The sequence below is a fragment of the Enterobacter cloacae complex sp. 372C4 genome, from assembly GCF_050030615.1.
In the GTDB taxonomy this organism is placed as follows: domain Bacteria; phylum Pseudomonadota; class Gammaproteobacteria; order Enterobacterales; family Enterobacteriaceae; genus Enterobacter; species Enterobacter intestinihominis.
Map to the genome: position 1 here is coordinate 1,220,170 of NZ_JBLGUQ010000001.1, position 11,790 is coordinate 1,231,959.

Genomic DNA, 11,790 nt, shown 5'->3' on the forward strand with positions numbered 1-11,790 from the left:
CGTACGCTTTTCTAATTAATTGATTTAAAATACTTTCGACACGAAACTACCTACAAAGCATGATCCCCCGGCGCACACTTAAGGCGCATTTCCTGCCCTGGAGCAGTGCAATTGACGAAACCCCATCCCCGGCTCGTTATCCCTTATCCCGTGCGGCGCGCGATGGCATGATTAAATATTGTGCAACTTTGATTTCACCTGGCGTTTATCCCGATTTTTGTTAAGGCATCTGAGGTGGCGTAATCCCTGCAATACTTAACTCAGTATCATGTGATACGCGATCCCCGGGAGCATATTTTGAACAGGTTACCTTCCAGCGCCTCGGCTCTTGCCTGTACCGCGCACGCACTGAATCTCATTGAAAAGCGAACGCTTGATCATGAGGAGATGAAACAACTTAACCGTGAGGTCATTGATTACTTTAAAGAGCATGTGAATCCTGGTTTTCTGGAGTATCGCAAATCTGTTACCGCCGGCGGGGATTACGGAGCCGTAGAGTGGCAAGCGGGGAGTCTGAATACGCTTGTCGACACCCAGGGACAGGAGTTTATCGATTGCCTGGGTGGTTTTGGTATTTTCAACGTGGGGCACCGTAATCCAGTTGTGGTTTCCGCCGTACAGAATCAACTTGCGAAACAACCTCTCCATAGCCAGGAACTGCTCGATCCGCTTCGCGCCATGCTCGCGAAAACGCTGGCAGCCTTAACGCCCGGTAAGCTGAAATACAGCTTCTTCAGCAACAGCGGCACCGAATCGGTCGAAGCGGCGATTAAACTCGCCAAAGCGTACCAGTCGCCGCGCGGGAAATTCACCTTTATCGCCACCAGCGGCGCGTTCCACGGGAAATCCCTGGGCGCACTGTCGGCGACCGCCAAATCCACCTTCCGCAAACCGTTTATGCCGCTGCTGCCGGGCTTCCGCCACGTACCGTTCGGCGACATCAACGCCATGCGCACCATGCTGAGTGAATGCCGTAAAACCGGCGACGACGTGGCGGCGGTGATCCTGGAGCCGATTCAGGGCGAAGGCGGGGTGATCCTCCCGCCGCAGGGCTATCTGCCCGCCGTGCGTCAGCTGTGCGATGAGTTTGGCGCGCTGCTGATCTTCGACGAAGTGCAGACCGGGATGGGGCGCACCGGCAGGATGTTCGCCTGCGAGCATGAGAACGTTCAGCCAGACATTTTATGCCTGGCGAAAGCGCTCGGCGGCGGCGTGATGCCGATTGGCGCAACGGTCGCCACTGAGGAGGTCTTCTCGGTGCTATTCGACAACCCGTTCTTACATACCACCACCTTTGGCGGTAACCCGCTGGCCTGTGCGGCAGCGCTGGCCACCATCAACGTGCTGCTGGAGCAAAACCTGCCTGCGCAGGCGGAGCAGAAAGGCGACATGCTGCTGGACGGCTTCCGTCAGCTGGGCCGGGAATACCCGGATTTGGTACAGGATGCGCGCGGGAAAGGGATGCTGATGGCGATTGAGTTCGTTGATAACGAAACCGGTTATAGCTTCGCAAGCGAGATGTTCCGCCAGCGGGTACTGGTGGCGGGAACGCTCAACAACTCGAAAACCATCCGCATTGAGCCACCGTTGACGCTCACCATTGAGCAGTGTGAGCAGGTGCTGAAGGCGGCGCGTAAGGCGCTGGCGGCGCTGCGGGTGAGCGTGGAAGAGGCGTAAAAAACGCCGGGTGGCGCTACGCTTACCCGGCCTACAACATACTGCAGATGTCGGCCCGGTAAGCGCAGCGCCACCGGGCTGCTTTTTATCGGTGAAACTCTGCCACCGTCATGGTGAAGCGAAGCACGGTATCGCTTTCATTGGCATAGCCGTGCGCCGCTTCCGTTTTCGCCACCGCCGACGCGCCAGCATTAACCTGTGCCACCGTCTCGTCCACCGTCAGGGTTAATACGCCTTCGTTCACGTGCAGCAGCTCAAACGTTCCCGCCGGATGTCCCGGAGAGGTGAACGTTTCTCCCGGATGCATCTCCCACTGCCACAGCTCAATCATGTCCGGGCCTGCGGTGCCTGCCAGCAATCTGGCGTAACCGCCCTGTGCGCCCTGCCACAGAACCGGGATCGCCTCTTCCTGAATAATGTGTACCTGCGGCTCGCTGGAGACATTAACGATATCTGCCACCGAAACGCCAAGCGCGGCGGCCAGTTTACACAGAATGGCAATGCTGGGGTTGGCAGCCCCTTTTTCGATCTCCACCAGCATGCCTTTGCTGACGCTGGCGCGGCGAGAAAGCTCGTCCAGCGACAGTTTTTTCTCTTTCCGCCAGCTGCGGATACGGTTCGCGACGGCCAGGCTTACCTGGGCAACATCGGCGCCCGCGTCGGTCATTATATTGACTTTATCAGTCATTGGTCACTACCATGGTATAAAACAGTCAATACAGGATTATTTATGTCTCTTGTAGCACCGTCAATAGATTCGCGACTTGTCGGGATCGCGCCCGGCTTTCGGGCGTTGAGCATTCAGGTTGAAGCCGCCCCGATCACCCAACCGGAGGTTGCTCCCGCCGCGCTGGCGCAGGTCTGCCAGCAGATGCTCAATGATGATGTGCCCTGGGCAGAAAATCATCTCGCCGCCTGGGATGAGGTGTTTAAAGCCTTTGGTGCAAAACCCAAACGTACGCCCTGCTCGGCCTCGGCTCTGCGTAAGCGCGTGATGAGAGACGGTTCGCTGCCGCCGCTCGACCCGGTGGTGGATATCTATAATGCCATCAGCATCCGCTACGCTATTCCGGTGGGGGGAGAAAATCTGGCGGCTTACGCGGGTGAGCCGCGCCTGACGCTGGCCGACGGCAGCGAGCCGTTTGATACCTTTAAAGAGGGTGAGCCGGTAGTCGAAAACCCGGAACCAGGCGAAGTTATCTGGCGTGACGATCTTGGCGTCACCTGCCGCCGCTGGAACTGGCGACAGGGGATACGCACGCGTCTGGACAGCCAGGCGCAGTCCATGTGGTTTATTCTCGAAAGCCTGCCGTCGATGCCGCTGGCGGCATTACAGGAAGCTGGCGATGAGCTGGTGAGCAATCTGCAAAAGCTGATGCCGGGCGCGACGGCGCGTGTTCAGTTGCTGGAGCTGGCGTGAACAACGCCGGGTGGCGCTTCGCTTACCCGGCCTACAAAATCAACCCCCCCGTACCCGTAGACCCGGTAAGTGCAGCGCCACCGGGCAAACACCGCACCATCCTCCCGTAGGCCCGGTAAGCGTAGCGCCACCGGGCAAACACCGCCCCCTCTCGCCCCCGTAGGCCCGGTAAGTGCAGCGCCACCGGGCAAAACGCTACTCCGGCAACAACCCCACAAAGCAGCGTTTTTTGCGCGGCTCTGACATCAACTCTTCAAGCTTGTCCACGCACGCCAGATAGTGTGGCGTTTGCTTATGCGCCAACACCGCCTCTTCGTCTTTATAAGCCTCATAGATAAAGAACCGGGTTTTCACCCTCGGGTCCTGCAAGACGTCAAAGCGCAGGTTGCCCGGCTCCTGGATCGCTCCCTCGTGGTTGGCGCGAAATACCTCCAGAAACTCATCCACCCGCTCGGGTTTGATGTTGATTTCCACCAGCGTCACGTTCATTTTGCTTCTCCCTGTTTATCTTCCTGCCAGAACTGGAACGCCTCACGGGCGCTCATGTTCTCGTGAACCACTTTCTTCACCGCCTTCAGCATGGCGAGCGGCGCGCTGGACTGGAAGATGTTGCGCCCCATATCCACGCCGGACGCGCCCTGGTCAATCGCCCGCCAGCACATCTCAAGCGCCTCATGCTCCGGCAGCTTTTTGCCGCCCGCGATAACAATCGGCACCGGACAGCTGGCGGTCACTTTTTCAAAGCCCTCGTCCACGTAGTAGGTTTTGACGAACTGGGCCCCCATTTCGGCAGCGATGCGGCTGGCGAGCGAGAAATAGCGCGCTTCGCGCGCCATATCTTTACCCACGCCCGTCACCGCCAGCGTCGGCATGCCGTAACGCGCTCCCGCATCCACCAGCTTGATGATGTTGTTGATCGACTGATGTTCAAACGGGCTTCCGATATAGACCTGCGCCGCCACCGCGCAGACGTTCAGGCGCAGCGCGTCTTCCATCGCCACCGCCACGCACTCGTTAGACAGCTCGCCCAGAATCGAGTTACCGCCGGAGGCGCGCAGCACCACCGGTTTGTTCGTCGCGGCAGGTACCTGGCTCCTGAGGATGCCGCGGGTACACATCAGCACGTCGGTTTCGCCAAACAGCGGCGCGATGGAGAGATCGATACGCTCAAGGCCGGTGGTCGGTCCCTGAAAGTAACCGTGGTCAAAGGCCAGCATCACCGTGCGGTTGCTCTGCGGGTTGAAAATGCGCGAAAGCCGGGACTGCATGCCCCAGTCGAGCGAACCGCAGCCCTTCAGGGTGTACGGCACATTCTGCTGCGGCGTACCGATGCCAAAATCCTTGCCGTCTTTGATGTCGTCTAAATCAGCCATTTGCTCCCCCGTCAGAAATCGTATTTGTTGATGTTCTCTTTGGTGAACACCACCCGCTCCGGCAGCAGCACAATGCCGTTGCCCTTCGCCTCATACTGGTAGCCCTGCACGCTGTTCGGCTCGACCTTCAGCGTCCCGATATCTTTCACCTCCACGCTGTCGCCAGGGTTAAGATCGCCTTTTTTCAGCAAACGATCGGCGACATTGACCGCAATTTTGCCCTGCTGCACCACGTCCCACAGGCCGAAGGCTTTCACCGTGCCGCGCTCAACGTACGGACGCATCACGTTTGGCGTGCTGAAGCCGACAATCGCCACCCCTTCCCGCTTCAGGTTTTCCGCCGCCTGTGCCGCGGCTGGCAGGGCGTTGGCGTCCGGGGCGATGATCGCATCCAGATCCGGATAGGCTTTTAAGATCCCCTCGGCGGTTTGCAGGGATTTAGTGGCGTCGTTATAGCCAAACTGCGTGGTGACGACCTGCCACTGGGGATGGTCTTTCTCGATTTTGGCCTTCGCCTCTTTCACCCACTGGTTCTGGTCGGTGACGGTGGGGCTGGAGTAGAAGAACGCCACTTTCGCGTTCGGTTTGGTGACCTGCTTGCCTGCCATCTCCACCAGCAGGCCGCCCAGCTGTTCCGGCGTGCCCTGGTTGATGTAAATGCTGCGGCACTCCGGTTTGGTGTCGGAATCCCAGGTCAGGACCTTCACGCCGCGCTGCATCGCGCGCTTCAGCGCCGGGCAGAGACCGTCCGGCGACACGGCAGAGACGATGATGGCGTTATAGCCCTGGTTGACGAAATTATTGATCAGCTGCACCTGGCCGGAGACGCTCGGCTCGGTCGGGCCGTCGTAAGTCACGTCCACGCCAAGTTCTTTCCCCGCCTCTTTCGCGCCGTTGCCGCCGCTGGTGAAGAATCCCACACCCACCAGTTTTGGGATAAAGGCAATGCGGTCCGCCGCCTGCGCCGAAGCGAAGCTGAGGGCCATTGCCAGGACGAGCAGTTTTGTTTTCATCTTACGCTCCGGATAGTTTTCTGAAGAGAGAACGCACCCATTCACGGTGCAGACTCAGCGAACGCCCCATCACCACCACAACCAGCAGCGCCCCTGACAGCGCGCTCGACACCTGGTTGGGGATGCCAACCATCTGTAAACCCTGTTGCAGGTACCCCACCAGCAGCGCCGCCAGCGCCGTACCGACAACCGAACCTGAGCCGCCGTAGATATTCGCTCCGCCGAGCACGGCGGCGGTGAGCGCAGGCATCAGTAAATCGCGCCCCAGATCCGAACGCGCGGAGCCGAAATAGGAGACCATCACCAGCGCGGCAATCGCCGAGGCCACGCCCACCAGGCCGTACAGCGCATACGGCATACCGTTCACCGACAGCGCCGCATAGCGCGCCGCGCGCGGATTCTGGCCAATTAAAAACAGATGCCGACCAAAGCGCCCGCGATGGGTAATCAGCCAGAAGAAAGCGGTAATCACCGCGAACAGCACCAGCGGGATCGGCAGGCCCATCACCGTGAGGTTAGCGAAGGCGGTAAAGCTGTCCGGGAAGCCGCCGATCCCCTCGTAGCCCGTCGCCCCCGCCATGCCGGAGAGCAGCAGCGCCCCGCCGCCGTAGAGGTAGAGCGTGCCGAGGGTAATGACCAACGGGCTGATGCCGGTGTAGTGGATCAGCGCCGCATTCACCAGCCCGCACAGCAGGCCGAGCAACAGCGTCAGCGGGATGGCAACCGCCATCGGCCACCCGGCCTGCATCATCACCCCCAGCGCGATGGCGCACAGGCCGATGGTTGAGCCGAGGGAGATGTCGATCCCGCCGCTGATGATAACCAGCGTAAGCGGCAGCGCCACGATGCCAATGCAGATAAAGTCGCTGGTGCTGAACAGCAGCATGTTGATATCAAGCATGCGCGGGTTGATGGCGCCGAAGAGCAGGATCTCCAGCACCAGTAAAATCAGCAGCGCGCTTTCCCAGTTAAGCCTCATTCACGCCACCTCTTTTTTGCGTTTGGGAAACGGGGTGACGTGCTTTCCCCCTTTGTTACCGGGCTGGAAACGGCTGTATTTCAGCGCCCGCTGATGCCGCGCCAGTGCCTGACGCAGACGCCCGTCGAGCACCAGCACGCCCAGCAGCACCAGCCCGGCGATAAAGTCATTCCACCACGCCGGGAGCCTGAACAGCACCAGCACGGTATCGATTTGGGTGAGGAAGAACGCGCCGAGGAACGCACCGACCAGCGTGCCGGTGCCGCCCAGCAGCGAGATGCCCCCCAGCACGCAGGCAGCGATGGCTTTCATCTCCAGCCCGCTGCCGGTCTGGTTGGGCACAAAGCCAATCTGCGCGGCAAAGACGATCCCGGCGCAGGCCGCCAGCATGCCGTTGAGGGTGAAGGCGAGCATCCGCGTGCGGTTCACCGCCACGCCCAGCTGACGTGCGGCGGCGAGGTTATCCCCCACGGCGTAGAAATCACGGCCAAAGGCGGTGCGCGACAATGTCCACGCGCCTGTAACCACGATTATCAACACCACAATGCCGAGCGGAGAAATGCCGACGGCGGCAGGCTCAGAGAGGGATTTCAGCCCCGGCGGCAGCCCTTCAATCCACTTCCCGCCGGTCCACAGCAGCATCGCTCCGCGATACAGCCCCAGCGTGCCGAGGGTGGCGACAATCGCTGGAATGCGCAGCCCCACCACCAGAAAACCGTTGAACGCTCCCGCCAGCGCGCCAATCGTCAGCGCGAAGAGAATGGAAACGGGCAGACTGTAGCCGCCGTTCAGCGCCACGCCGACGGCAATGGCGGACAGCCCGACGGTGGAGCCGACGGAGACGTCGATATTGCGGGTCAGCATCACCAGCGCCGCGCCGATGGCCAGCAAAATCAGGATCTGCGAACTGGCGAAGATCATCCCCAGGGTCTGTAAGCTAAGGTAGGACGGGTTCAGCGCCACCAGCACGGCGAACAGGGCCAGAATGGCGAGAAACGCGCTCAGCTCGCGGTTTTTCAGTAAGATCTTCATGATTGCCCTCCAAACGCCAGCGCCATCATCCGATCGAGGCTGACGGCCTGGCGCGGCAGTTCGCCGCTGAGCACGCCCTGATGCATTACCAGCACCCGATCCGCGAGGCCGGGAAACTCATCGAGATCGCTTGAGATCATCAGCACTGCCACGTTCTGCGCCGCTACGCTTTTCAGCAGCTGGTAGATATCGGCGCGCGCCGATACATCCACGCCGCGCGTCGGTTCATCGACGATCAGCAGCAGCGGATTGGCCTCAAGACAGCGCGCCAGCAGCACCTTCTGCTGATTACCACCGGAGAGCGTGCGCACGGTTTGATCCGCATGGTTGAGCTTGATCCCCAGCGCCCGGTGGTAACGCTCCACCACCGCAGACTCCCGCTTTCGCTGCTGCCAGAGCGACGGCTCGTTCAGCGCCACCGTGTTCCAGCGGACAGGCGCGTCGAGAAACAGGCCGGACACCTGCCTGTCTTCCGGCAGATAAACCAGCCCTTTTTCCAGACGGGAACTGACCGGATCGGCGGTGATCTCCTGGTTCTCCAGCCACACTCGCCCGCCGCGTACCGGACGCAGGCCGTAAAGCGTTTCGGCAAACTCGGTACGCCCGGACCCCACCAGCCCGGCCAGACCGACGATCTCCCCGGCGTAAATCTCAAGGCTGAGATCGATAAACCCTTCCCCGGTGAGATCCTCCACCCGCAGCACCGGGAAATCCTGCGCCTGGGTTCGGCGGTTGCCCGGCAGCGCCAGCCACAGCTTTTGCGTATCGCTTAGCGACTTTTCCCGGCTGACCGGCGTCATCGCGGCGATCAGGGCGTTATCGTCAAACTGCGCGGTTTCGCCGCTCAGCACCACCGCGCCGTCGCGCATCACCGAGACGTGGCTCGAAATCATGCGAATTTCCGGCAGCTTGTGCGAGATAAAAACAATGCCAACGCCGAGATCCTGCAGCGCGCGGATCTGGCGAAACAGGCGTTCGGTCTCGCCCGGCGTGAGCGATGCCGTGGGTTCGTCGAGGATCAGAATTCTGGCGTTGCGCATCAGCCCGCGCAGGATCTCCACCATCTGCTGATCCGCGACTTCCAGAGTGCTGGCAGCGGCATCAAGATTAAGCTGACATTGCAGCTGCTGGAGTTTCTCCGCCAGCCGCTTTTCCCGATCTCGTTCGCGCGGCAGACGAAACAGGATGTTTTCCCGCACCGTCAGGTTGGGGAAAAGCAGCGGCTCCTGTGGCACCAGATAAATGCCTAACCGGTGCGCCTGCGACGGGGTAAGCCGTGCAAAAGACTCGCCCGCAACCGAAAGCTCACCGCGATCCGGCGTTTCAACCCCGGCGATGATTTTCATCAACGTCGATTTTCCCGCGCCGTTACCGCCCATCAGCGCATGCACCTGCCCAGCAAGCAGCGTGAAATCAATGCCTTTTAACACAGGCACGCCAGAGAACTGTTTGCAGATGTCACGTGCCTCGAGAAGTGGTGTCATCATCGCTCCGCTATTGAACAAATGATTTTTAGATTTAATAATGTTCAAAAGCGTAGACGGTGAACTATATTTACAACCGTGCAGGGATCACAGTTTTATCGATTGAGATTCAGATAAACCGGAAAGGATCGAAAAGATCCGTTTTGTCGCGTGGCTCACATTTTCACGCCGCACCATCACGAACATATGATCTAAATTTTTATAAGAGTTCAACTATGAGCGATAAACGCACTGCGGAAGAAGGACGGTTTGCCGGGCTGGCACTGGCGGAAGAGGAGCTGGTGGCGCGCGTGGCCTGGTGCTACTACCACGACGGGCTGACCCAGAACGACATCGGCGAGCGGCTCGGGCTGCCGCGCCTGAAGATCTCCCGCCTGCTGGAGAAAGGCCGTCAGTCCGGGGTGATCCGCGTGCAGATAAACTCCCGCTACGAGGGCTGCCTGGCGCTGGAAACCGAGTTGCAACAACGATTTAGCCTGAAGCTGGTGCGCGTGATGCCCGCCCTGAATACGCCGCCGATGAACGTGCGGTTAGGCATTGGCGCGGCCCAGTCGCTGATGGGCGTGCTGGAGCCCGGCCAGCTGTTAGCGGTGGGCTTCGGTGAAACCACCATGAGCAGCCTGCAACACCTGAGCGGCTTTATCAGCTCACAGCAGATCCGCCTGGTGACGCTCTCCGGCGGCGTGGGGCCGTATATGACCGGTATCGGCCAGCTGGATGCGGCCTGTAGCGTCAGCATGATCCCTGCCCCGCTTCGCGTGTCATCCGCTGAAGTCGCCGGGATCTTAAAGCGCGAAACCAGCGTGCGGGACGTGATCCTCGCCGCCACCGCCGCTGACGTGGCGGTGGTCGGCATTGGCTCGGTGAACCAGCGCCGTGACGCGACGATACTGCGCTCCGGCTATATCAGCGAAGGTGAACAGTTGATGTACGCCCGCAAGGGCGCGGTCGGCGATATCCTTGGCTATTTCCTCAATGCCGAAGGGGAATGCGTCGAGGAGCTGGAGATCCACAAAGAACTACTGGGCGTCACGCTCGATGAACTGGCACAGCTGCCCACCATCGTAGGCGTGGCCGGGGGGGAAGAGAAAGCCGATGCGATTTATGCCGCACTGAAGGGCCGCCGTATTAATGGCCTGGTGACGGAAGAGACGACAGCCCGCGCGGTGCTGGCTCTGGCCATTTAAGAGCCCTCCCTGCGCTAACAATGAGGCATGCTCATGAGTTACCTTTTAGCGTTAGATGCAGGGACAGGCAGCGTTCGCGCCGTTATTTTCGATTTGCAGGGCAACCAGATTGCCGTTGGCCAGGCCGAGTGGAAACACCTGAGCGTCGAGAACGTGCCGGGCTCAATGGAGTTCGACCTCGACACCAACTGGCAACTGGCCTGCCGGTGTATTCATCAGGCGCTGGAGCGCGCGCGCCTGAGCGCGGCGGATATTCAGTCCGTCGCCTGCTGTTCGATGCGCGAAGGGATTGTGCTGTACGACCGCAACGGCGAGGCTATCTGGGCCTGCGCCAACGTCGACGCCCGCGCCAGCCGCGAGGTAGCTGAACTCAAAGAGATCCACGACTACCGGTTTGAATCCGAAGTGTATGACGTTTCCGGCCAGACGCTTGCCCTCAGCGCCATGCCGCGCCTGCTGTGGCTGGCGCACCATCGTCCGGATATTTATCGTAAAGCCGCCACCATCACTATGATCAGCGACTGGCTGGCGGCGAAGCTCTCCGGCGAGCTGGCGGTGGACCCGTCCAATGCGGGCACGACGGGCATGCTGGATCTCTTCTCCCGCGACTGGCGTCCGGCGCTGCTCGACATGGCCGGGCTGCGCGCCGATATCCTCTCCCCGGTAAAAGAGACCGGCACCGTGCTGGGGGCCATCACCAAAGCAGCCGCACAACAGAGCGGCCTGCGCGAGGGCACCCCGGTGGTGATGGGCGGCGGCGACGTGCAACTGGGCTGTCTGGGGCTGGGCGTGGTGCGCGCCGGACAAACGGCGGTGCTGGGCGGCACCTTCTGGCAACAGGTGGTGAACCTGCCGCAGGTGCGCACCGACCCTGAGATGAACATCCGCGTAAACCCGCACGTTATCCCCGGCATGGCGCAGGCAGAGTCGATCAGCTTCTTTACCGGGCTGACCATGCGCTGGTTCCGCGACGCCTTCTGCGCCGAAGAGAAGCTGATTGCCGAACGCATGGGAATGGACCCCTACTCCCTGCTCGAAGAGATGGCGAGCCGCGTCCCGCCGGGCTCCCACGGGGTGATGCCGATCTTCTCCGACGCGATGCATTTCAAACAGTGGTACCACGCCGCGCCGTCGTTTATTAACCTCTCCATCGACCCGGAAAAGTGCAACAAAGCGACGCTGTTCCGCGCGCTGGAAGAGAACGCGGCGATCGTCTCGGCCTGCAACCTGGCGCAGATTTCTCACTTTTCCGGCGTGACGTTTGAGAGCCTGGTGTTTGCCGGCGGCGGTTCGAAAGGCGCCCTGTGGAGCCAGATTTTAAGCGACGTCACCGGCCTGCCGGTGCGCGTGCCAGAAGTCAAAGAGGCAACGGCGCTCGGCTGCGCTATTGCCGCAGGAGCTGGCGCGGGGCTGTTCGCGGATATGGCCTCGACGGGCGAGCGGCTGGTGAAGTGGAGCCGCGAGTTCACGCCAAACCCGGCGCACCGCGAGCTGTACGACGGCATGATGCAGAAATGGCAGGCGGTGTACGCGGACCAGCTCGGGCTGGTGGACAGCGGGCTGACAACCTCGATGTGGCAGGCGCCGGGCCTGATGCGCGACACACGCCCCTCACCCTAACCCTC

The 11,790-nt window shown here is 60.7% G+C and carries 11 protein-coding genes; 4 read left to right on the top strand and 7 right to left on the bottom strand.

The annotated features are described in order from the left end of the window. The first annotated feature begins 297 nt into the window (after positions 1-297). Positions 298-1,677, top strand: coding sequence for a putrescine aminotransferase (gene ygjG, locus ACQG11_RS05830; protein ID WP_022649457.1), 1,380 nt, complete (start codon positions 298-300; stop codon positions 1,675-1,677). A gap of 85 nt (positions 1,678-1,762) precedes the next feature. On the opposite strand, the gene ACQG11_RS05835 is transcribed toward ygjG, so the two are convergent. Then, positions 1,763-2,365: a helix-turn-helix domain-containing protein gene (locus tag ACQG11_RS05835; RefSeq protein WP_045308009.1), complete on the bottom strand. Its 603-nt coding sequence runs from the start codon at positions 2,363-2,365 to the stop codon at positions 1,763-1,765. Between the two features lie 42 nt (positions 2,366-2,407). On the opposite strand from ACQG11_RS05835, the gene ACQG11_RS05840 reads away from it, so the two are divergent. Then, positions 2,408-3,097, top strand: a complete 690-nt coding sequence (locus ACQG11_RS05840; RefSeq protein ID WP_063150231.1) for a B3/B4 domain-containing protein — start codon at positions 2,408-2,410, stop codon at positions 3,095-3,097. Between the two features lie 195 nt (positions 3,098-3,292). Here ACQG11_RS05840 and lsrG read toward each other — a convergent pair whose 3' ends face one another. From lsrG to lsrA, 6 genes are read right to left on the bottom strand one after another with little or no spacing between them, the layout of a single operon-like run. Further along, positions 3,293-3,586 carry a (4S)-4-hydroxy-5-phosphonooxypentane-2,3-dione isomerase gene (lsrG, locus tag ACQG11_RS05845; RefSeq protein WP_022649458.1) on the bottom strand — a complete coding sequence of 98 codons (294 nt, stop codon included), beginning with the start codon at positions 3,584-3,586 and terminating at the stop codon, positions 3,293-3,295. After that, positions 3,583-4,470 carry a 3-hydroxy-5-phosphonooxypentane-2,4-dione thiolase gene (gene lsrF, locus ACQG11_RS05850; protein WP_426728240.1) on the bottom strand — a complete coding sequence of 296 codons (888 nt, stop codon included), beginning with the start codon at positions 4,468-4,470 and terminating at the stop codon, positions 3,583-3,585. The genes lsrG and lsrF overlap by 4 nt, the downstream gene beginning before the upstream one ends. A gap of 11 nt (positions 4,471-4,481) precedes the next feature. Further along, positions 4,482-5,483 carry an autoinducer 2 ABC transporter substrate-binding protein LsrB gene (gene lsrB, locus ACQG11_RS05855; RefSeq protein ID WP_023307027.1) on the bottom strand — a complete coding sequence of 334 codons (1,002 nt, stop codon included), beginning with the start codon at positions 5,481-5,483 and terminating at the stop codon, positions 4,482-4,484. A 1-nt stretch (position 5,484) separates the two neighbouring features. After that, positions 5,485-6,462 (bottom strand): autoinducer 2 ABC transporter permease LsrD, encoded by a 978-nt coding sequence (gene lsrD / locus ACQG11_RS05860; RefSeq protein WP_022649461.1) that lies wholly within the window; start codon positions 6,460-6,462, stop codon positions 5,485-5,487. After that, positions 6,463-7,494, bottom strand: coding sequence for an autoinducer 2 ABC transporter permease LsrC (gene lsrC / locus ACQG11_RS05865; RefSeq protein WP_426728241.1), 1,032 nt, complete (start codon positions 7,492-7,494; stop codon positions 6,463-6,465). It lies immediately after the preceding gene. Next, complete coding sequence (gene lsrA, locus ACQG11_RS05870) at positions 7,491-8,978, bottom strand: autoinducer 2 ABC transporter ATP-binding protein LsrA (RefSeq protein WP_426728883.1); 1,488 nt, start codon at positions 8,976-8,978, stop codon at positions 7,491-7,493. The genes lsrC and lsrA overlap by 4 nt, the downstream gene beginning before the upstream one ends. Before the next feature lie 215 nt (positions 8,979-9,193). Between lsrA and lsrR the strand changes: the two genes are divergently transcribed. Both lsrR and lsrK read left to right on the top strand, forming a co-directional pair. Then, positions 9,194-10,165 (top strand): transcriptional regulator LsrR, encoded by a 972-nt coding sequence (lsrR, locus tag ACQG11_RS05875; protein WP_155025578.1) that lies wholly within the window; start codon positions 9,194-9,196, stop codon positions 10,163-10,165. Between the two features lie 33 nt (positions 10,166-10,198). After that, positions 10,199-11,785, top strand: a complete 1,587-nt coding sequence (gene lsrK / locus ACQG11_RS05880; protein WP_108367893.1) for an autoinducer-2 kinase — start codon at positions 10,199-10,201, stop codon at positions 11,783-11,785. Positions 11,786-11,790: the final 5 nt, after the last annotated feature.